This is a genomic window from Lutispora sp. (genome assembly GCF_041687175.1).
In the GTDB taxonomy this organism is placed as follows: domain Bacteria; phylum Bacillota; class Clostridia; order Lutisporales; family Lutisporaceae; genus Lutispora.
The window spans coordinates 1-22,776 of sequence record NZ_JAWLCK010000040.1; the positions used below are offsets into that span (position 1 = coordinate 1).

The 22,776-nt window shown below is 39.3% G+C and carries 17 protein-coding genes and 1 tRNA gene; 17 read left to right on the forward strand and 1 reads right to left on the reverse strand.

All coding sequences use genetic code 11. From position 1 onward, the window contains the following. The first annotated feature begins 323 nt into the window (after window positions 1-323). The 5 genes from metG (at window position 324) to ACESM9_RS07810 (ending at window position 7,194) form a co-directional block, all read left to right on the forward strand. Complete coding sequence (gene metG, locus ACESM9_RS07790; RefSeq protein WP_372996978.1) at window positions 324-2,261, forward strand: methionine--tRNA ligase; 1,938 nt, start codon at window positions 324-326, stop codon at window positions 2,259-2,261. 15 nt (window positions 2,262-2,276) lie between these two features. Next, window positions 2,277-3,059: a TatD family hydrolase gene (locus ACESM9_RS07795; protein WP_372996980.1), complete on the forward strand. Its 783-nt coding sequence runs from the start codon at window positions 2,277-2,279 to the stop codon at window positions 3,057-3,059. A gap of 208 nt (window positions 3,060-3,267) precedes the next feature. Continuing rightward, a complete protein-coding gene (locus tag ACESM9_RS07800) occupies window positions 3,268-4,272 on the forward strand; it encodes a 3D domain-containing protein (protein ID WP_372996982.1) in 1,005 nt (334 codons plus the stop codon). A gap of 105 nt (window positions 4,273-4,377) precedes the next feature. Then, the gene (gene rsmA, locus ACESM9_RS07805; RefSeq protein ID WP_372996984.1) at window positions 4,378-5,232 is read left to right on the forward strand and encodes a 16S rRNA (adenine(1518)-N(6)/adenine(1519)-N(6))-dimethyltransferase RsmA; all 855 of its coding nucleotides are present in this window, start codon (window positions 4,378-4,380) and stop codon (window positions 5,230-5,232) included. A 210-nt stretch (window positions 5,233-5,442) separates the two neighbouring features. Beyond that, on the forward strand, window positions 5,443-7,194 hold the full coding sequence (locus tag ACESM9_RS07810) for a phosphoenolpyruvate carboxykinase (GTP) (protein ID WP_372996986.1): 1,752 nt from the start codon (window positions 5,443-5,445) through the stop codon (window positions 7,192-7,194). Window positions 7,195-7,227: 33 nt separating this feature from the next. On the opposite strand, the gene ACESM9_RS07815 is transcribed toward ACESM9_RS07810, so the two are convergent. Continuing rightward, window positions 7,228-8,355, reverse strand: a complete 1,128-nt coding sequence (locus ACESM9_RS07815) for a hypothetical protein (protein ID WP_372996988.1) — start codon at window positions 8,353-8,355, stop codon at window positions 7,228-7,230. Window positions 8,356-8,544: 189 nt separating this feature from the next. On the opposite strand from ACESM9_RS07815, the gene ACESM9_RS07820 reads away from it, so the two are divergent. The 12 genes from ACESM9_RS07820 to ACESM9_RS07875 all read left to right on the forward strand — a co-directional run bounded on the left by ACESM9_RS07820 (window position 8,545) and on the right by ACESM9_RS07875 (window position 22,666). Further along, window positions 8,545-9,480 carry a response regulator gene (locus ACESM9_RS07820; RefSeq protein WP_372996990.1) on the forward strand — a complete coding sequence of 312 codons (936 nt, stop codon included), beginning with the start codon at window positions 8,545-8,547 and terminating at the stop codon, window positions 9,478-9,480. A 133-nt stretch (window positions 9,481-9,613) separates the two neighbouring features. Beyond that, window positions 9,614-10,321: an N-acetylmuramoyl-L-alanine amidase CwlD gene (gene cwlD / locus ACESM9_RS07825; protein ID WP_372996992.1), complete on the forward strand. Its 708-nt coding sequence runs from the start codon at window positions 9,614-9,616 to the stop codon at window positions 10,319-10,321. Between the two features lie 101 nt (window positions 10,322-10,422). After that, on the forward strand, window positions 10,423-12,672 hold the full coding sequence (gene pcrA, locus ACESM9_RS07830; RefSeq protein WP_372996994.1) for a DNA helicase PcrA: 2,250 nt from the start codon (window positions 10,423-10,425) through the stop codon (window positions 12,670-12,672). Window positions 12,673-13,158: 486 nt separating this feature from the next. Continuing rightward, window positions 13,159-13,731 carry a hypothetical protein gene (locus tag ACESM9_RS07835; RefSeq protein ID WP_372996996.1) on the forward strand — a complete coding sequence of 191 codons (573 nt, stop codon included), beginning with the start codon at window positions 13,159-13,161 and terminating at the stop codon, window positions 13,729-13,731. Window positions 13,732-13,818: 87 nt separating this feature from the next. Beyond that, a tRNA-Arg gene (locus tag ACESM9_RS07840) sits at window positions 13,819-13,895 on the forward strand. 449 nt (window positions 13,896-14,344) lie between these two features. Continuing rightward, window positions 14,345-14,752 (forward strand): hypothetical protein, encoded by a 408-nt coding sequence (locus tag ACESM9_RS07845; RefSeq protein ID WP_372996998.1) that lies wholly within the window; start codon window positions 14,345-14,347, stop codon window positions 14,750-14,752. After that, on the forward strand, window positions 14,742-15,257 hold the full coding sequence (locus ACESM9_RS07850) for a hypothetical protein (RefSeq protein WP_372997000.1): 516 nt from the start codon (window positions 14,742-14,744) through the stop codon (window positions 15,255-15,257). The genes ACESM9_RS07845 and ACESM9_RS07850 overlap by 11 nt, the downstream gene beginning before the upstream one ends. A 20-nt stretch (window positions 15,258-15,277) precedes the next feature. Next, complete coding sequence (locus ACESM9_RS07855) at window positions 15,278-15,697, forward strand: protein-export chaperone SecB (protein ID WP_372997002.1); 420 nt, start codon at window positions 15,278-15,280, stop codon at window positions 15,695-15,697. Between the two features lie 240 nt (window positions 15,698-15,937). Continuing rightward, window positions 15,938-19,282 carry a DEAD/DEAH box helicase family protein gene (locus ACESM9_RS07860; protein WP_372997004.1) on the forward strand — a complete coding sequence of 1,115 codons (3,345 nt, stop codon included), beginning with the start codon at window positions 15,938-15,940 and terminating at the stop codon, window positions 19,280-19,282. Then, the gene (locus ACESM9_RS07865) at window positions 19,275-20,774 is read left to right on the forward strand and encodes an N-6 DNA methylase (protein WP_372997006.1); all 1,500 of its coding nucleotides are present in this window, start codon (window positions 19,275-19,277) and stop codon (window positions 20,772-20,774) included. The genes ACESM9_RS07860 and ACESM9_RS07865 overlap by 8 nt, the downstream gene beginning before the upstream one ends. Continuing rightward, entirely contained in the window at window positions 20,771-21,961 is a 1,191-nt protein-coding gene (locus tag ACESM9_RS07870; RefSeq protein ID WP_372997008.1) for a restriction endonuclease subunit S, read from the forward strand. The genes ACESM9_RS07865 and ACESM9_RS07870 overlap by 4 nt, the downstream gene beginning before the upstream one ends. 93 nt (window positions 21,962-22,054) lie before the next feature. Then, window positions 22,055-22,666, forward strand: a complete 612-nt coding sequence (locus ACESM9_RS07875; RefSeq protein ID WP_372997010.1) for a toxin-antitoxin system YwqK family antitoxin — start codon at window positions 22,055-22,057, stop codon at window positions 22,664-22,666. The last annotated feature ends 110 nt before the right edge of the window (window positions 22,667-22,776 follow it).

The window sequence follows — 22,776 nt, forward strand, 5'->3', positions numbered from 1 at the left end:
GATGCTTATTTCGTCATGCAGTTTTCAAGGTTCAATTCTATATTAAAAAGTTTTATGCTTTTTAATCTTTTTCTATTGACTTCATATAGTTAGTCTCCTACTTTTATTGTTTATACATACCATTATAATATATATTGTAAGAAATTCTAGTTTTTTCTGGAATTTTATCAGACAAAAGTCTTGAAAGCAAACTCCGGTTATATTTCTCAGCCTATGGAAGGTTTAATGAAACTCTAATAGAAAAACTACTTGAAAAATGGGCAGAATACAAGTATATTAATCAATAACTAATTGTGGATTTAGTAGCCAAGGGAGGTACTAATATGGATAAAAAAACGTTCTATTTAACTACACCAATCTATTATCCTAGCGATAAACTGCATATAGGTCACTCATATACCACTGTTGCGGCAGATGCAATGGCCAGGTACAAGAGACTGCGCGGCTATGATGTAATGTTTTTAACCGGCACTGATGAGCACGGGCAGAAAATTGAACGTATTGCAAGGGAAAAAGGATTAAGCCCAATACAATATGTTGACCATATTGTTGCCGGGATAAAAGAACTGTGGGAGGTCATGGATATATCCTATGATGACTTTATCCGAACCACAGAGAAGAGACATGAAGAAGTGGTGCAGAAGATATTTAAGAAGCTGTATGACCAGGGGGATATATATAAGAGTACATATGAGGGCTGGTATTGTACTCCCTGTGAAGCCTTCTGGACAGAGCGGCAGCTTGCGGACGGAAAATGTCCCGACTGCAGCAGGGATGTAGAGCTTGTGAAGGAAGAAAGCTATTTCTTCAGGCTGTCAAAATACCAGGACAGACTGATAAAACACATAGAGGAAAACCCTGAATTTATTCAGCCGGTCTCCCGTCAGAATGAAATGCTGAATAACTTTCTGAAACCGGGACTGGAAGACCTTTGTGTATCCAGGACCACATTCAAATGGGGAATCCCGGTTACTTTTGACCAGGAGCATGTAATTTACGTATGGATTGATGCGCTTTCAAACTACATTACTGCACTGGGGTATCTAAGCGGTAATGACAGTAAATATAGGGAATACTGGCCTGCAGATGTACATCTTGTAGGAAAGGAAATTGTAAGATTTCATACTATAATATGGCCGGCAATGCTTATGGCTCTCGGTGAGGAACTGCCCAAGCAGGTATTTGGACATGGATGGCTTATATTGGATGGAGGAAAAATGTCGAAATCCAGAGGCAATGTTGTTGATCCAAAAGTACTTGTAGGTCAGTACGGCCTTGATGCAATAAGATACTTTTTGCTGAGGGAGGTTCCTTTTGGAGCTGATGGGAACTTTTCCAACGAAGCACTCATACACAGGATAAATTCGGACCTGGCCAATGATCTTGGTAATCTGGTCAGCAGAACGGCTGCAATGATTGAAAAGTACTTTGGGGGTGAACTGCCGCAGGCAGATGTATGTGGGGATTTTGATGATGATCTAAGGCGGATAGTTTTGGAAACCCCGCAGAAAGTGAACGAGTTAATGGACAAAATGCAGTTCAATCTTGCACTGACCGAGATATGGAAGACAATTTCTAGAGTCAACAAGTATATAGATGAAACAATGCCGTGGGTGCTTGGCAAAGACCCGGCAGACAAGGCAAGGCTGGGAACAGTGCTTTACAATCTGGCTGAGAGCATAAGAATAGTCTCGGTATTATTGAGACCGTTCATGACCAGAACGCCGGAGAAAATCTGGAGCCAGCTGGGGATTGGTGAAGGCAGTCTGACCGAATGGGATTCGGCTTCAAAATGGGGACTGCTGCCTGCGGGTTCCAAGGTGAGAAAGGAAGATGCTATTTTCCCGAGGGTGGATATAAAAGTTGAGTCTGCACATGATAATTCACCGGTACAACAGCCGAAAAAGGAGTCTGAAGAGGAGACTGCTGCTGAAAGCAGCTATATTTCCATAGCCGACTTTGCAAAGATTGACCTACGTGTGGCAAAGGTGCTCAAAGCTGAAAAGATTGAAGGAGCGGATAAACTGCTTAAGCTTGAGGTAGACGCAGGAGGTGAAACCCGGACAGTGGTTTCAGGTATTGCTAAGCATTACTCCCCTGAGAACCTTGTAGGGAAGGAAGTTATCCTCGTAGCGAATCTTAAGCCTGTGAAGCTTAAGGGTGTAGAGTCAAGGGGAATGATACTGGCTGCCAGCAAGGGTGAAGAGTTAACTCTTGCAACTATTTACGGAGATATAGAGCCGGGTGCGAAGGTTAAATAAGAAAGCGGTGATAAAATGGAGTTATTTGATTCACATGCCCATTATGATGATGAGAGATTCAGTGAAGATGCAGAGGAAGTAATTCAAAGCGCATACAACAGCGGAGTAAGGTACATCCTGAATGCCGGTTCGGATATTGCATCTTCCAGAAAGAGCATAGAGCTTTCTGAGAAATTCAACTTTGTTTTTGCAGCTGCCGGGGTTCACCCGCATGAAGCTGCAAAGCTTCAGAATGACGACGAAAAAACAATCATTGAACTGTGCAATCACCCCAGGGTTGCTGCCCTGGGGGAAATAGGCCTGGATTATTACTATGACTTTTCACCCAGAGAGGTTCAGAAATTCTGGTTTTCAAAACAGCTGTCCATAGCTAAGGACTTAAAGCTTCCGGTAATTATTCATAACAGGGATGCACACGAAGATACATTGGAAATGGTTAAAAGCCATGCCCCATTTGAAGCGTCTGGTGTATTCCACTGCTTTTCCGGAAGCTGGGACATGGCAAAAGAGCTTCTAAATCTGGGCTTCTATATTTCATTTGCAGGTCCTGTTACCTTTAAAAATGCTAAAAAGTCAGTTGAAGTTCTCAGAAATATGCCAATGGACAGAATACTTATTGAGACCGATTGTCCCTACCTGACGCCCGAACCTTTCAGGGGGCGCAGAAACAATTCTTCGTTTGTCAGGCTGGTAGCCGAGAAAATTGCTCAGATTAAAGGTGTTCAAGTAGAAGAAGCTGCAGAAATAACTACTGGGAATGCAAAAAGACTGTTCCTCCAACCTATTTCATCCAGTTAACATTCCATTATCTTATGTAATATGATATAATGTTATTATGACTGTCTAAAAATACTGAGAGTTTTTGGACATAATTATTCCATTAATGGATAATAATATATTCAGGATTAGAAAAATAGGGCACTGTATCCAAAGATTTGACAAAATAACCAAAAAGGAATAAAATTAACCTGGCCCCTTAAATTAACGTTTGGGAGGGAAAAGTATTTTGAAGTTTGATAATAATAATAAGAGGCAGTGGGGATGGAAGCATTTGGTCCTTATTTTGTTTACAGTTTCTCTTGCCTCGCTTGTGAGTATGTTTGTCTATGCTTCACAGGTAAAAAAAGTTGAAATTAACAACAAGGGTACAAAGATAGTTGTAAAAACCATGGGAAAGACAGTTGGTGATGTACTTAAAGAAAATGAAATTGAACTTGATAAAGATGACATCGTAAAACCCGATCCTGACAGCCTGGTTGGACCATTATGCGCTATTGATATAAGCGATTCGGTATCGAGTGTAGCGAAAGTGGAAAGCAGTACGGATGCAAGTGCTGATGGATATCTAGTAAAGCTCAGTGAAGATGTGGTAAGGGGATATAGTCTTCAAAACATAATAGAGGAAGATAAGAATAACACTATAGAGAAAATTGAAGTAGAGAAGAGCAAAGTTCCCTATGAGGTTGAAAGAAAGGCTAATAGTAAGCTTGGCAGAGGAGAAACAAGGGTAGTAAAAGAAGGAAAGAATGGTACGGTGAAGAAAAGCTATCGGGTTGTATACAGGGACGGAGAAGAAGTAAGTCGTACCTTAATAAGCAAGGAAGTAGTTGCCGAACCTGTCAGCAAGGTAGTAGAGTATGGGACTTCATCAATCCTTGTTACATCCAGGGGAGATAAGCTCAGGTATAAGAAATGCATAGTAATGAGTGCTACAGCATATGACAATAGCTATGAAAGTACCGGCAAGCATCCGGGGCATCCAGAGTACGGTATAACAGCCTCCGGTATAAGAACCAGAAAAGGTATAGTGGCTGTAGACCCTAGAGTAATAAAATTAGGCACAAGACTGTACGTTGAAAGCCTGGATGGGAAAGTACCCGACTATGGATTATCTCTAGCTGCCGACACCGGAGGGGCAATAAAGGGAAACAAGGTAGACCTCTACTTTGAAACCAAAGAACAGGTAGATTTCTGGGGGAGACGGCCGGTAAAGGTGTATGTGCTTGAATAATACATAGGATAAGCTTTTCAAAAGACAATAAAAATAAAGCCGGAGATTTCTTGAGAGTAATAGGAAATTTTCGGCTATGTTTATGTATATTAATCAGGAGTGGATATGAATCAACTGGAACTAAAGACCAGAAGTATATTGAAAAAATATAATTTGCATCCCAATAAGAAGCTGGGGCAAAATTTTTTAATCGATGGGCAGGTATTGGACTCCATTGCTGCTGCTGCAGAGCTTCAGAAAGATGACCTTGTAATTGAGATAGGGCCAGGACTAGGAGTGCTTACGGCAGAGCTGTGTGCAAGAGCAGGAGAAGTTATTGCAGTAGAGCTGGACCGGAGATTTATTAATATACTAGAAAGCACTTTAAATGAATACAATAATTATAGAGTAATTCACGAGGACATACTTAAGCTGGATTTGAAAAATTTAATAAATGGGCTTGAACACAAAGGTAATGTAAAGGTGGTTGCCAACCTTCCGTATTATATTACTTCGCCGGTAATTATGAAACTGCTTGAGGAAGACCTGGGGTTAAAAACCATAATCGTAATGGTTCAGAAAGAGGTTGCCCGGAGGATTAGTGCCGACCCCGGAGGAAAGGAATACGGTGCTTTGAGCCTGGCAGTATCTTATTATGGTTCACCATCTATAGTCCGGGATGTACCCCCTGAGTCATTTATTCCAAGACCAGAGGTTATTTCTGCCGTAGTTAAAATTGATGTATATGGTGTGCCGCAGTATGATGTCAGGGACAAGGTACTCTTTTTCAGGTTTATTAAAGCCCTGTTCAGTCAAAGGAGAAAAACCATACTGAACAGTATATCCAATTCAGGCCTGTTTTCATATAATAAAACTGAGCTCAACCAAATATTGGACTCAATTGGTGTAGAGGGAACGCTGAGACCGGAGGCTCTATCCATATCGGATTATGTTAAAATTGTAAATACATTAGCCCGGTAATATCAAGTCTACAGTGCAAAAGAAGAATATCAAATATAGCCTTTAAAATATTTAAATATTAAAGTATAATGTTAAATGCACTGCTTGTCATATTTCGAACGTATATTTTTAGAGTTCTTATTAAATACCTTATGGACCTGAAAAACCAATCTGATGGTAGACCGTAAGAAAGTACGGTTCAAATCCAATTTCTTTAGAAAGGAGTTTTCTATGTATAACAACAAAGCAGTATCACGCTGGGTTGAAGAAATGGCAAAGCTTACAAAGCCGGACGAAATTGTATGGTTGGACGGTTCGGAAGAAGAAAGAAAGAGACTTGAGGATGAGGCTTGCAGGACAGGGGAGATAAAGGAACTGAACGGGGAAGAACTACCTGGATGTTATCTCCACCGGACAGCTGTAAACGATGTGGCCAGAGTTGAACACCTTACATTCATTTGTACATCGAAGAAGGAAGATGCAGGGCCCAATAACAATTGGATGTCACCTGCTGAAGCCTATGACAAGCTTGGCAAGATATTTGATGGCTCAATGAGGGGAAGAACCATGTATGTGGTTCCATATCTTATGGGACCGGAAGGGTCACCATTCAGCAGGGTAGGAGTAGAGCTTACCGACAGCATATATGTGGTTCTGAATATGAGAATCATGACCCGTATGGGAAAAGTAGCTATGGACCAGCTGGGAGATTCTGACGACTTTGTTAAAGGGCTTCATTCCAAAGCAGATTTAAATCCCGAAAGAAGATTTATATGCCACTTTCCTGAAGATAAAACAATATGGAGCGTAGGTTCTGGATATGGCGGCAATGTGCTTTTAGGAAAGAAATGCTTTGCACTCCGCATAGCCAGCCACATGGGATGGAAAGAAGGCTGGATGGCCGAGCATATGCTGATACTTGGTATAGAGGACCCTGAGGGTAAGACGTCATATGTTGCTGCTGCATTTCCAAGTGCCTGCGGGAAAACAAATCTGGCAATGCTTGTCCCGCCGCTTTCACAGAAAGGTTATAAGGTGTGGACGGTTGGAGATGATATAGCCTGGATGCGGATAGGGAAAGATGGACGCCTATGGGCTGTCAACCCTGAAGCAGGCTTTTTCGGGGTGGTGCCCGGCACCAGTTCAAAAACCAATCCAAACGCGCTTGCAGCTATTCAGAAAAATACAATTTATACAAATGTAGTTGAGACACCGAATGGTACGGTGTGGTGGGAAGGGCTTGACCAGGAGCCGCCCGAAAATGGTATTGACTGGAAGGGCGAATCCTGGAGTCCTAACAGTGGCCAACCTGGAGCTCACCCGAACTCAAGGTTTACAGTTCCTGCTAGGCAGTGCCCCTCAATTTCTCCTGAGTGGGAGAATCCAGAAGGAGTTCCAATATCGGCTATGATATTTGGAGGAAGGCGTGCAAAGGTCGCTCCATTGGTCTACCAGTCGTTTAACTGGCAGCACGGTGTGTTTGTAGGAGCTACAATGGCGTCCGAGACCACTGCGGCAGCAACAGGTGCCGTGGGTGTTGTCAGACGTGATCCTATGGCTATGCTTCCGTTCTGCGGATACAATATGGCTGACTACTTCAGACACTGGCTGGAAATGGGCAGGAAGATACCCAATCCGCCTAAGATATTCCATGTGAACTGGTTCCGTACCAATGATAATGGAAAGTTCATCTGGCCGGGATTTGGTGAAAATCTGCGTGTTCTTAAATGGATAATCTCACGCTGCGAAGGTGAAGGCAAAGCGGATGTAACCCCTATAGGTTATGTTCCTGCAGTTGATGGCCTTGACCTTGAAGGACTGGATTTATCCCTTGAGTCGGTCCAATCACTCCTGGATGTTGACACGGTTGTTTGGAAAGAAGAACTCAAGACACAGCTGACCTTCTTTGATGAGTTCGGCGACAGGCTGCCGAAGGAGATAATGGATGAGCACAGTTCACTTATGCAAAGGCTGGAGGAATAAGGATACAGGATAATAGGCAGGAACTCCTGCCTATTATCCTGTATTTGCACTAACCATATCAATCTTCAATATCCAGTATCCGAATTCACCATACAGTTCTCCATTATTGCCCTCTGATCTCCATATGCATGCAATGCCTCCCGGTTTAGGGTCTATACCATATAGAGACGGAATACCGTAAGCGAATCTGTATGACCCTGTGCAGTAATCTATACCCACAATATAGTAACCATAAACATAATATGAGGTATTCAAATAACTGCTTGCAAGCATAAGATTCGGATAACCCGAGGTATGAAGTATACGTTTTAGCAGTTGATGGTTTTTGACCTTCCACCATCTGGTTGAATCTCCAGCTGCAAAAAAAGGTTTGCATTCTGAAAAAGACATAGATAGCAGATTCTCAAGCTTTTTTATCCTCTCAATTGTGAATGGAAAGTATACAGGGTGGTGTTCAATCAGCGTTGAACTGCCTGAATACTGAAGAGGGTAATGCATATCAAAGCTCTCAGCTGAATGCCCCCATTGTTTTTCTGGGCGGAAGTCTTCCGGTTTATCGAAATTAGTCGCACCAAACCCGGAGAGTATCGGGATATCAACTGGAATTTGGCTGGCATAATCATATTCAGGTTTACTGCCTGGCCTGGTTTGAGAGTTCTCAGGATTTTTATCCTGAGAAGTTATGTCTTCATTTACTTTGACATCCTCAGCGTCTTTCGGCTGGATACTTGATTCGAATTCTTCCCTCCAGCCCACTTTACCATGCCTATAGCCAACAAGAGGAACAATAACCCTTTTATCATATTCTATATTCTCCGGTTTGCAGACAACTGCTATTACGTTAAAATCCTCCAGAGAAAGTCCCGAGTTATTAACATCCCAGGGTGAGAATGACGAGGAGAGCTTGCCCTTATCATTGGTTATTTCAATACTTCCCATAGATATAAATTTAAATCTGGCAGGGCGCGAGGCTATGAAATAACAGTCATATGTATATCCATCGGCAGGTGGTTTCAGGTATTCGGTGCGCAGAGAAAAACTACACTGGTCATTGTTGGTTTCGAATCTGGCCAAACCTTTAGGCGTGCCTGACAGGCGGAATCCTGTATCTTCTTCGGTTAAAGATATGTAATGCTTGGAATAGCGGGTTCTATGAGACAAGGGTATCCCTCCCAACCTTGGTATCAATATAAGATATGTAACTGAAACCGAAATCTTACCACCAAAATTTCTTGATACACTAACTTGTACCCCTATATATAAAAAATATATAAATACATTTTATTTGTACTGAATTTGTATTATAATAGTCTTATTAAAGTGTTTATTGCCTGTTCAGGGGGAAAATATATGTTTAAGAAAAAAATACTAGTTATAGACGATACAGAATTAACAGTAAGTATTATCACTGAGATGCTGACTGAAGAGGGGTATGAAGTAGTAGTTGCCAGAAATGGCCTGGAGGGACTTCAGAAGGTCAGGGAAGAAAAGCCCGACCTGGTTATCCTTGACGTAGTAATGCCGGGAATGGATGGTTTTGAGGTTTGCAAGGTATTGAGGGACGATGAGAGCAATAACCTGATGCCTATTGTCATGCTTACCGCTCAGGATAATGAAGAAGATAAACTTATGGGACTTGAACTTGGTGTTGATGATTACATATTCAAGCCTTTCAACCATAGGGAACTGGTAAGCAGGGTTAAAAACACCCTTAGAAGAATAGATAGGAACAGGTGGGCTAACCCACTTACAGGCCTTCAAGGTAATATCGAAATACATGCCGAAATCAATAAGAGGATTGCCAGGGAGGAGCAGTTTGCAGTTCTCTATCTTGATTTGGATAATTTCAAGGCATATAACGATGTATATGGTTTTTCGAGTGGTGACAGGGCTATAAAGCTTACTGCCGATATTATACTATCCAATGTACAAATGATAGGTAATGACGGAGATTTCATAGGCCATATCGGCGGTGATGACTTTGTGGTAATTACCATTCCCGAAAAGGCTGCTGAAATAAGTGAAGGAATAATACAGGATTTTGACAGTAAGATGGTTGAACTGTATTCCGATGAAGACAGGGAAAAAGGATATATTACAACCATGAACAGACTTGGTCAGACAATGGAGTTTCCCATAATGACCATTTCTATTGCTGTGGTTACCAATGAGGCACGCGTTTTGTACAGCCCTGTACAAATTGCAGAGATAGCTGCAGAAGTAAAAAAGAAGGCTAAGATGCTTGAGGGAAGCGTGTACATTAAGGATAAGAGGAAGTATCGCTAAGAAGAAAGTAGTAATGTATCAATAAAAGAGGAACAGTCCTGTTTCTCTTTATTTTTTGGTTTCCTATAGTGAGTAATAATAGTGCCCGCCAGTTAATAACTATAATTAGATAAAATGGGGCGGGGGACTTGATATGGTATTAGTGGTAAGGAAGTACAATATACTGATGATTTGCCTTCTGCTGACAGTATCATATATATCATACTGCGTTACAATGCAAGATACGGCTCCGACAGTTGTACTTCCTGTTACAAATAAGGTTATAGTGCTTGATGCAGGGCATGGAGGCCCTGACCCTGGAGCAATAGGAAAATCAGGGGCATTGGAGAAAGACATCAACCTGGATATTGTTCTGAAGCTGCAGGGGTACCTTGAGCAGGGAGGATGTATAGTCCAGCTTACAAGGGCAGTAGATGAGTCTATACATGACAAGGATAAGAAATCCATTCGGAACAAAAAACGCTCTGACTTAAAAAACCGTAAGGACATAATCAATTCCAGCCAGGCTGACGCATATGTTTCCATTCACCTGAACAGTTTCCCCCAATCACGGTATAAGGGGGTCCAAAGCTTTTACCCCAGGAATTCGGAAGACAGCAAGAGGCTGGCTGTATCTGTCCAGAAAGAATTAAAAGAAACCCTGCAGATTGACGACAACAGGGAAGCGCTTCCTATAGGTGAGGTTTATCTTATGCAGGGTACACAGGTACCCTCTGTTATTGTTGAGTGTGGGTTTCTCTCAAATCCGGAGGAGGAGCGCAATCTGTCGGATGATAAATACAGGGAGAGAGTTGCCTGGGGGATATATATGGGAATCATGAGGTTCTTTGAAATTATATAGGCATAAACTATGTTTAAGCAAAACAAAGTTAATCAGCATTGAACTTTTGGTTTGATTATAATAAAATAAACAGGCTAAACAATATTGATATGGTGGGTACTATGAATTATATTGAAGCATTAAATGAACAACAGAAAAAAGCGGTGATGCATGGGGATGGTCCCCTGCTTATACTTGCAGGCGCAGGCAGCGGCAAGACCAGAGTTCTGACACATAGGATAGCCTACCTGGTTGATGATAAAGGCGTAAAACCCTGGAATATTCTGGCCATAACCTTTACCAATAAAGCGGCCAAAGAGATGAAAAGCAGGGTTGTCAAGCTCATTGGCGCTGAGGGAGAGGATATGTGGGTCAGCACATTTCACTCGGCTTGCGTCAGAATTCTGAGAAGAGACATAGATAAACTCGGATACGACAAGAGCTTTGTTATATTTGATACATCCGACCAGCAGACACTGATTAAGGAATGTCTAAGAGAATTAAACCTCAATGAAAAAAACTTTCCGCCTAAATCTGTGCTACATCAGATAGGCAGGGCCAAGGATGAAATGATTGATCCGCAGACATACATGACAATGTACTCAACTGATTTCAGGCTGGGCAAGGTGGCAAGTATTTATGAGTTATACCAGAAGAAGCTGAAAATCAACAACGCTCTTGACTTTGACGACATAATAATCAAGGCCATCGAACTCTTGACTGAATTCCCCGAAGTTCTGGGTTACTATCAATCGAGATTCAGATATATACTTGTGGACGAATACCAGGATACCAACAGTGCACAATTCACCTTTGTCAGCCTGCTTTCGGCATCACACGGTAATATCTGTGTGGTTGGTGATGATGACCAGGGCATATATGGATGGAGAGGGGCAAACATAAGAAACATCCTTGATTTTGAGAGGGAGTTTCCCGGCACAAAGGTAATCAAGCTGGAGCAGAATTATAGGTCAACTCAGAATATACTGGATGCCGCCAACCATGTAATCAGAAATAATGCTGGCCGTAAATCCAAGAAGCTGTGGACTGAAAACGGGCCTGGAACCAGTGTCAGATATTTTTGTGCCTCCAATGAACATGAAGAAGCAGAGTATATAATATATGAAATAAACAAACAGGTAAAAGAGGGAATAAGGAAGCATTCTGATTTTGCCATTCTATACAGGATGAATGCACAGTCCCGTGTACTGGAAGAAGGATTCATGAAATTCGGTGTGCCGTATAAGCTTGTAGGCGCACAGAAGTTCTACGATAGAAAGGAAATAAGGGACCTTCTGGCCTACCTCAGGCTAATCCATAACCCGTCTGATTCTGTCAGCCTGAGAAGGATTATTAACGTACCCAGGAGGGGTATAGGCAAGACTACTATTGAACTGCTGGAACAGCAGGCTGCAGCCAGGGAGGTCTCCATATTCAGCCTTATTCAGGCCATTGACAGTATACAGGGAATAAGCAGGGCTGCAGGGGCGCTGCAGAATTTTTCATCCATAATCTGCGGTCTTAAGGCGGTAAAAGAACAGCTCAAGGTTTCAGAGTTGATAGAAGAGATTCTCAAAAGGACAGGCTATCTGAAAGAACTGGAAGATGAAGATACCATAGAAGCCCTGGGAAGAATTGAGAACCTCAAGGAATTCATATCGGTGGCCATTGAATTTGAAAGGGAAAATGAAGATGCAGACCTGGGCTCATTCCTGGAGAACGTCTCTCTTGTTTCGGATATTGATACCCTGGATGAGGAAAAGGATGCAGTTGTGTTTATGACCTTCCACAGTGCTAAGGGCTTGGAGTTTCCTGTCGTATTCATGGCCGGTATGGAAGAAGGGGTCTTCCCCGGATACCGGTCATTCTCTGAAGAAGGTGAACTGGAAGAGGAGAGAAGACTCTGTTATGTTGGAATTACCAGAGCCAGGGAACAGGTATATATGACCGGAGCCTACTGTAGGACACTGTTCGGCAGTACAACATACAATAATGTTTCGAGGTTTGTAAAAGAGCTGCCCGAAGAATTGGTGGACGGTCTGGAAACTGCAAAAGACAGAAGGGATAGCCTCCTGTCTTGGGATTCAACCGGGCGAAATAGTTATTCCAGAGATTCTTACGGTCCGACCATGCCAGCGGCATCAAGGGGTATGCCGAAGCCCCAGTCCTATGGAGAAGCAGGGGCCAGTCAGGAGCCTGTAGAATTATCCAATCTGAAAACCGGTGTTCTGGTAGAGCATAAAAAGTTTGGTGTTGGAGTAATAACACGGGTGGAGGAAGAAGGCGATGACCTCAAGCTTGACATAGCTTTTAAAAGTGTGGGAAACAAGAGGCTGATGGCCCAGTATGCCGGACTCAGGATAATCAGATAGCAATCCAAGATACCTTGACGTATTATTTTAGATTTAATTATATAAGGAAAACAAATTAACCGCTCATAAGGATTACAAAATCAAGATAAACTAGATGCTTGTTATACTAAATTTCAGACCGGAATTAATTCGCATCCATGCTCAATAATTCCTAGAATTGACATCCTGTCAATTCTTCCTGAAATTTGAGCATAACTTCGCATAGTTTATCCGATGACTACCGCCGCTAAGACTCCCTTCTTCTTCAAGTGAGGGAGAAGCGGCGTTACGTCCCTGGATAACGGCTTCTAAGATTCAGTTGGAGATAAATACTCCACCTGAATCCAAGAATCCTGCTTATCTAGGATTTCTCCATTACTTATTCGCTTGTTAATTCACTTTCCTTACATACTTTTGTTATTTATAGCATTATATAATGACCTCATGTTAAAAACATATCTATGAAGTATAACCCGATTTAACTATTAAAGAGGGGGGAAGTAGAAGATGCCGAAGAAAATAGGGAAAGGCGGACGCAACCGACAAGCTACGCAAAGAGCAGCCGGTCTGGGCATGACCTTAAGTCTTGTTCTCAGAGAAGGTGAGGGTATAGTTGAATGTAAGGCTGTATCGGTGTTCCAAATTGAGGGGAATGAATATATAATGTTTTTTCCTTGTGAATATGACCGAATGGGAGATTTGGAGCTCGAGTGCCAATGGGACCTGATATACAGACTGTCGTATGATGGGAATGGAAATCTTCAACTGAATTTCATACAGGATGCAAAGGAAAGATTCAGGGCTGGAATTGAAGCAGAGGGAGCCTTGCTTGAAATTTTGGAGAACACTGTGATACCCATTGGAGAACCGGACAGCGCCGAGAAGTATGAATTCATCCGGTCCTTTATAGTGAATGGGACGAAGTATATTTCAACTATTGCTGAGGGGAATAAGTATGGAATGGAAGTAATAATCAAGGTAGTAAAGGATGAGGCAGGGGGAGCAGCAGTCTTGAAAGTAGAAGACGCAGAAGAATGGATTGCAGTTGTACGCGCAAGACAAGGAATTTTAACACATTAAAGAGTGCTGTCGGTTTAATACCGGCAGTTTTTTCTTACCGATTGACTGAACAGATTGAACCATGTATAATCTTGATACAAGTGACTTGCGCCCATAGCTCAGCTGGATAGAGCATCTGACTTCGGATCAGAGGGTCGGGGGTTCGAATCCTCCTGGGCGCGCCAAAGTAGTTTAGAAATGTCGTATTGAGAACTGTCACTAAAATTTCCCTAAGAAAAACCAATGTAATGTTACGCTGCTATTCTTTCTCTGGAAAGCTGTTTAAGAGGGTTGTGGAGAAATTAAATCTAAAGGGTAAGTATGAGAGTATTGGAAAATAGAAAGGTCATAAAATAGCTTAATAATAAATAAAACTTGATAGAAATAATGATGGTTGAGGATGTAATAAAGTGGCTATAGGATAATTTTAAAAAGACGATATAAATAATGGCAAATTAATTACATAATGGTAAAATTTTCTTTACTTTTGTTTACAATTGATTTAGTATTAAATTAAGATTATGTTATGATGTTTGCATTTACTAGCTTGTGAGTAAGAAGAAAACTCTGGTCTCTATTATCCCAGTATATATCAGATTTGTCTTACATATATAATTATGAGGATGGAAACAATATGCTTGAAAAATCTAAGATGAATCTAGAAGCAGGTTTGTGGGCAAAAGAAAAAGGATATTACGATATTGCAGTTAGTAGATATTATTATTCATTATTTCAGAAAGTAATTACTATTCTGAAACATGATGGTTTTTACAATGCTCCGAAAGGAGAAAATAATACACATAATCAGGTCATCAATGATTTTAATGAATACATTTATAAGATTAACCTTGCACCTGAACAGATTCCAAAAGTAACAACAATGCATAAGCTAAAGAAAAAAAGAAATAAAGCAGACTATTCAGAAGAAAAAATAGAATATACTTTAGATTTCATCAATGATTTTTTACCTAAATATAATCAGTTTATAAAAGTAATAGATAGCATATTAATAAAAAGGGGAATTGACAATAATGGAAGATAAGAAAGTATTTATAGAAGAGTTTATTTCTAAGGTGAAGGATAAATACAGAGATTTAATAATTGGTTATGAATTTGACGATGAAGATAATGCTTTTGATATATGGCATACAGGGAAACATTATGAGTCTAACGATGAAGAATTTTTGTCTTATACTGGCGAATTGATAAGAGATGTATTATTTGCCAATGGAATTTTTAATATTTCTTTTGGTTATGATTATTTAAAAACTAGAGATATGGGATGGAAATGTAACAATGATTCTCAGAATACTATACAAATAACTAAAGGTGAAGTAAAAGTTAGTATTAAAAAAGAAGATTCAATTCCTAAAATATATATTAATACAAGAATATTAGTTAAACCTGGAGATATTATTGATTTCAAAACTGATTTTATACAAACGAATAATTATAATAAAAATTATCTTCAACCTGATTGTTTTTTTGAAGAAGATTTGGACAAATATAAACAGATACCTAACGAGGAGTTTATCCAAGCTGCATAATTTAAGAAGGGAGCGTACATATGGATATTAATAAACAGCCTGGAATAAAAGTGAATGGAATTATTCTTGTTTCTGAAAAATTTTCCAGGGAGCCTGATATATCTTCAGATTTAAAAACAACTGTAGATTTTGATATAAACCTAAATAAAATAGAAAATACAGATAAATTTAATGTTATTCTTACCACATCAGTAAAAGGCATGTCAGAAGAAAAAGAAGTTTTTAATTTAGAGTGTACTTTTGTTGGATTATTTAATTATATTAATGGAGAAGAGAACATGGAAATGGACGATTTTGCAAAACATAATGCACCTGCGATTATGTTTCCTTATATCCGGGAGCATATATCATCTATAACGCAAAAATCAGGCATAAAACCAATATATTTAGCTCCGATTAATGTTGTTGCATTGTTATCAGAAAAAGAATCAGCTTCGTAAGTAAGACCTTATTAAGACCCTCGGGTCTTTTTTTTATACAAAAAATCTTATTATCCTGTCCTAATAGTGTTTAGAACAGCCGGTAGTGTCTCGAAATGGGTAGTTGCCCGAGAGCACATAAGTAATGTAGCTGTACAATACGTGCATTTTTTGGTACTATTTAACTAGTAGAAGGCTATAATAGATTGGCAAGTATCTGTCAAGTCTTCTTATATAAATAATTGCGGTGTGGTCAAATACATGGGGGCAAGAACATCAAACTTCGATTTTCTAAAAGAAAGATGGCCTACTTTAGCCAGAAATGGGCGGTTAGCTGAACGGTATCTGTATAGTGATACTAATTCAGCACTATTTAAGATGCGTCTATTTTCAGAGGAACTAATAGACCTTCTTTTTGTTGCGCTGAAGTTGGATACAGTGGTGGGTGGCACCCAGATTGAGAAAATTAAGATGCTTAACCAGTCAAACAAGGTTCAGCCTGCAGTTATTGATCTTCTTCATATTGTCCGCAAAATAGGTAATAAAGCGGCACATGAGAACTATGGTGACCTAAAGGATGCAGCAGAATGTATGAAAAGTATTTTCAAACTTTCCTGTTGGTTCTATGTAAAGGTAACCGGGGACAGAACAGCTCTACCAGAATTTAAATGGCCTGAGAAGCCCTCGAAAAAGGAAAAGGCACCTGTTATAGATATTGAAGAATACAGGAAAGAAATTGATGAACTAAAGAAAAAGCATCTAGAGGAGATAGAAGAACTAAAAAAGCAGCTGCAGACTGCAGCACCAAATCCTGAGAAGGTTGAACGTGAGATTGAGATAGTTACTAACGACCTTGGGCTTACTGAAGCTGAGACAAGGAAGAAGCTAATTGATATACTGCTTAGGGATGCAGGTTGGAATATAGATGATTCTGAGCAAGTTAAACTCGAATATGAAGTATCGTACTTTCCCAATAAAAATGGAAAGGGATATGCAGACTACGTTCTTTGGGATAAGAAAGGTAAGCCAATTGCAGTGATAGAAGCTAAAAAGACTTCAAGAGATGCTGAAGTCGGCAAGCACCAGGCCAAGCTTTATGCTGACAGTCTCGAAAAGATGTATGGAGTAAGGCCGGTTATATATTATACTAACGGTCACGAAATATATATGTGGGATGATAATTATAGTGAGCCGCGACAGGTTTGGGGTTTCTATACACTGGATGACCTTGAATATCTGATGTTCCAGCATAAAAGCAGAAAGACCTTAAGCAATGTCGAAATAGATAATAGTATTGTGGAGCGTGCCTATCAAATTGAGGGTATTAAGAGAGTTTTTGAGAAGTTTGAAAATGGGAGAAGAAGAGCCCTTATGGTCATGGCTACCGGAACAGGTAAGACAAGAACAGTAATTGCTCTTACAAGAGCTATGATGCAGGCTAACTGGGTAAAGCGAGTGCTATTTTTAGCCGACCGTGATGAACTTGTAAAGCAGGCCAAAGAGCAGAAGAACAGTTACAAAGTATTTATGCCTGAGGTGCCTTCTACACGAATCACTTCCGCTAATGCTGAAGTGAGAGAAGTTAATCTATATTTTGCAACTTACCAGACTATGATTAACCATTATGACCGATTCAGCATCGGGTTCTTTGACCTTATCATATGTGATGAATCCCATAGAAGTATTTATAATACTTATAGAGACATCCTTGAGTACTTTGATGCCTATTTTATAGGACTGACGGCAACTCCTGTAAACTTTATCAATAGAAACACATTTAATTTGTTTAGCTGTGATGATGGGGACCCAACATTCTATTATTCCTTTGATGATGCATGTGACCATAAGCCACCGTATCTACTAAGACCTAAAAAAATTGATGCCACTACTGATTTTCTTAGAAGAGGAATCAAATGGTCAAATCTTACTGAGGAGCAGAGAAGACAGCTCGAAGAAGAAGGGTATGATGAGAACCAGATTGAATTTGACAAGAAAGAGCTTGAGGAATTTGTTACTAATGAAGACACCAATAGGTTTATCCTTGAAAATCTTATGAATAATGGTATTAAGGTTGGAGATAGCATAGGTAAAACCATTATATTTGCTAAAAATATCAGGCATGCAAAACTCCTTATTGAGCTCTTTGATGAAATGTACCCACAATATAACGGTAGTTTAGCAGCAGTTATTCACTCGCAGATTGAAAAAAAAGAGGACCTTCTAAATAACTTCAAAGAAGCAGAACGACCTAGAATAGCTATATCTGTTGATATGCTGGACACTGGTGTGGATGTACCGGAAGTTGTTAACCTAGTATTTGCCAAACCTATATACTCTAAAGTAAAGTTTCTCCAGATGATAGGAAGGGGAACAAGGTTATGCCCTGACTTATTTGGCAAAGGTAAGGACAAGGAATGCTTCATGATTTTTGATCACTGGAAGAACTTTGAGTTTTTTGACGAGAAACCAGATGGCATAATCCCTGCTGTTACAAAAACATCAATTCAGATACGGTTTGAGAGGCGGATAGAGCTATTAAAGATATTCTCCCAGAAAAAAGATAAATCTAAACAGGATGAAATGATAAGGCTTATTAGGCAGGATATTGCAAATCTCCCTGAAAAGTCAGTTGCAGTACGAAAACAGTGGAAAACGATTGAATGGCTAAAATTGGACCAGACATGGGTTGTTGTTAACCAGAGTTTGATAGATAGGCTTCTCAAGGAAGTTGCCCCTCTAATGCAGTGGATTGACTCTGAAGATGATAAGACGGCAATATGGTTTGACAATCAGATGTATAAGATGCAGATATATAAGATTAATGGCGACACAAGACTTCCAAACCATGTCAACAGCGTGATATATGATTTGGCCATGCTAAGGTTAAATTTGAACCATTTTGATGGCATCAGGGATTATGTTAAAAGTCTTATTAATGAGACTGTATGGTATAAGGCTTCGTATGAAGATGTTGAAAATACAAGGCTTACTCTAAGAAACCTTATGAAATATAGAACTGCAAACGAACCGGGGGCATTTGTCAGGCTTGACCTTAAAGACGGAGGACGCATTATAAGAGAAATTAACGAAACATACAGCACTACATCCTCAGATATGGAACCTTATGAAGAAAGAGTGAGAACGGTTCTTGAAAAAGAGTTGAATATGCAGCTTGTTATCCGTAAAATAAGAAGAGGAGAATCTCTTACCAAACAGGATATTGATACTGTATATGAAATTTTCAATTCAGGCAAAGTAGGATTCACGCTGGACGAACTGTCTAAAAATGCCCATGTAAAGAAAAAGGATTTGGTAGGCTTATTAAGAAAATTTGTGGGTGTGGACGAGAAAGAATTAAATGTAAGGTTTGGTGAATTTGTAAGGATTCACAATAAACAGCTCTCTGCAACACAGATGAAGATTATAGAAATGATTAAGAATGACATCATACGAAATAGAGGAATATCTTTTGCATCCCTATATGAGCCACCCTATACAAATATTAACCATGATGGGTTTGATGGTATATTCAAAGGAAAGATTTCAGAAGAGGTTATAGAATTGATAAAACCATATAAGGTGGAACTGGAGGAAAGACATGCTTAGCGGAGAACTAAGGAATAAGGTTGATAAATTATGGGACAGTTTTTGGTCAGGAGGCATATCAAATCCTCTGACTGTAATAGAGCAGATATCCTATCTGCTTTTTTTAAAGAGACTGGATGATATGGAAGTATTGGCAGAGAGAAAAGCGAATAGACTTAGCAAGAAGCACGAATCCATTTTTAAGAGTGATAAGTGCAGATGGTCAGTATTCAAGCATTTTGCACCACAAGAGATGTTTGATAACATGATGACTGAGGTCTTTCCATTCATGAAAGAGTTTGGTGGAAAGGAGTCTGTTTTCGGGAAGTATATGAAAGATGCTATTTTTCTTATACAGAAGCCTGGTCTATTATCTGAAGCAGTACAACTTCTTGATGGTATAAATATGGAAGATGCTGATACTAAAGGGGACTTATATGAATATCTGCTTTCCAAACTCTCAACTGCAGGAGTGAATGGACAGTTCAGGACACCCAGACATATTATTAAGATGATGGTTGAACTAACGGACCCGACCATTGAGGACAAAATTTGCGACCCGGCCTGTGGCACAGCGGGATTTCTAGTAGCAGCTGCAGAGCATATTCTAAAGAAAGTTACACGACCGGAGAGTGTGTTCACTGATGAGGATGGAGTTCTGCGTGATAAGATAGGGGACATGCTGTCATCTGAGCAATGGAGATACTTTAGAAAAGATTTGCTGCATGGAAGGGACTTTGATACATCCATGCTAAGGTTGTCTTCCATGAACCTTATTCTCCATGGAATTGATGAACCTGATATTGAGTATGCTGATTCATTATCGTCAACTTATGAGGAGAAAAATAAGTATACGCTTGTGTTGGCCAATCCTCCATTTAAGGGGAGTATAGATGCCGGAGATATAAACTCTTCTCTTAAGAAGGTTGTAGATACTAAAAAGACAGAGATTCTATTCCTTGCTTTATTTGAGAGGATACTTGACTTGGGAGGAAGATGTGCTGCAATAGTACCGGATGGCGTGCTTTTTGGTTCTTCTACTGCACATAAGAATATCAGGAAGATGTTAATTGAAGAGAACCAGCTTGAAGGTGTAATTTCTATGCCTTCAGGAGTATTTAAGCCCTATGCTGGGGTATCTACTGCTATATTGATTTTTACCAAGGGTGGTAAGACCGACAAGGTATGGTTTTATGATATGCAGGCAGATGGATTCAGCCTGGATGATAAGAGAAATCCTATTGAAGCTAATGATATCCCGGATATTATTGAGAGCTGGAAGAAATGTAAGGAAGATAGAGAAATAGAGCCAGTGAAGGAAGATAAGTGGTTCTGGGTAGAGAAAAGTAGGATAATAGATAATGATTATGACCTATCCATTAATAAATATAAAGGAATTGAACATGAGGAAGTAGAGTATGAGCAACCTGAAGTGATTATGGAGAGGATAGTTGAGCTAGAGAATGAGATACTGCAGGAAATTAAAGAACTAAAGGAAATGATGAAAATATGATGACTAATAGGATACCTAAAGGCTGGCAAATTGCAAAGTTAAAGGATTATTGTGAAGTTTTTTCTGGACAGGGAGCACCACAGGGAGATGGAGAATACTGTAGAGATGGAATACCATTTATCAAGGCTGGAAATCTTGAAGATTTATGCAGGGGATTACTAGAAAATAAAATTCAGAAAGTATGTCAAGATGTTGCAGAAAGGTATAAGCTCAAGCTATTTCCTGCAGATACGATTGTTTTTGCAAAAAGTGGTATGTCTTGTACAAAGAACAGAATATATAGATTAAGAGGAGCTTGTTATGTTGTAAATCATTTGGCTTGCATTGTTCCCGAAGGGATTGATGCACAGTATTTAACATATTATCTTAAGAATAATCCGCCAAGTCATTTAATAAAAGATGCAGCTTATCCATCAATAAGATTAACGGACATTCAGGAATTAGAAATAAATGTTCCTCCGCTAGAAACCCAAAAGAAAGTTGCCTCAATACTAGAAAAAGCAGAAAAGGCTATAGAAAAGAGAAAAAAGGCAGATGAATTGGCAGATAAGTATCTGCAATCAGTTTTTATTGATATGTTTGGGGATCCTGTAACAAATCCTAAGGGGTGGGAAATAAAGAGTTTAGGTTGCATATGTAGTAAAATTACTGACGGTACTCATAAAACTCCAAAGTATGAAAACATAGGAGTTAGATTTATATCAGCGAAAGATATTAAAAATGGGAAGATAGATTGGAGCAACACAAAGTATATTAATATTAATGAACATCAAACATTAATCAAGAGGTGCAACCCAGAGAATGGAGACATACTTTTTACTAAAAGTGGCTCTATAGGAGCTGCAGCTATTGTGGATAAAGATTTTGAATTTAGCCTGTTCGAAAGTTTAGCTTTAATAAAATACGACAGAAAATTTATTGACGGAAAATACTTATTGCATTTTTTAAATAATCCTTCAATACGAAGCAAATATGTTGCATCTACCAAAGGTATATCTATAAAGCATTTACATCTTATTGATATAAAGCAGCTTTCGATTATTGTTCCACCTATAGAGCAACAACAGATCTTTGTGAGATTTGTCCAAAAAATTGAAAAACTAAAAGAAAAACAAGAAAAATCATCTCAAGAACTTGATAGCCTTTTTAAATCCCTAATGCAGAAAGCCTTTCTCGGAGAATTGTAGTAAAAATGATAAAGCTATAACTTCAAAATCTATTAATTTATCATAGATTGTTATTTTTGGAGTTTTTTAGAGCAAGAAGCGAGGTTGAATTTAATGAAGGGTCATAAGCAAAACAAAAAAAGAGAAGATGTATGTAAAGTTAGGGGTGGAATTAGAACCTTAGGGAATTTAGTAAATGGCAAATTAAATGGTGAAGGAAAAACATATTATGAGAACGGGAAGATAAGAAGTGAGGGATTTTTTATTGATGGGAAGTTAAATGGTGAAGGAAAAACATATTGGGATAATGGAAGAGTGTGGAGAGAAGGTTCCTTTAAAAATGATTTACTTGAAGGTGAAGGCAGAATTTATGCGAAAGATGGAACTTTGATAAAGCATGGTAAATTTAAAGAAAATAAACTTGAGATTGATTACCTTAATGGAAGTAGAAAAATTCAGTATCATAAAAATGGTACTATTAAGTACATAGGAGGGATAAAAGACGGCAAATACCATGGTACAGGAACGCTGTATAATGAAAAACGTGAGATAGAATTTTATGGAGAATGGATTAATGGTAATATGCTTGAGGCAATAAACCATTGTTGGAAGTGTGGTGAAGATATCACATATACATTGAAAAAATGTAATATATGTGGTGGATATGAGTGCAAAAAATGTGGAAAATGCTTATGTGAATATTGGCGATTCACTAGTAGAAGATAACATTGAATCTCAGGCAGTGTAAATAATTTTGTGTAAAATGAATTTCCTTCTACAGTAGTAATTGAATATTCAAGTATATTCTAAGACTCAGAAGTCTGACTTGTCAAATT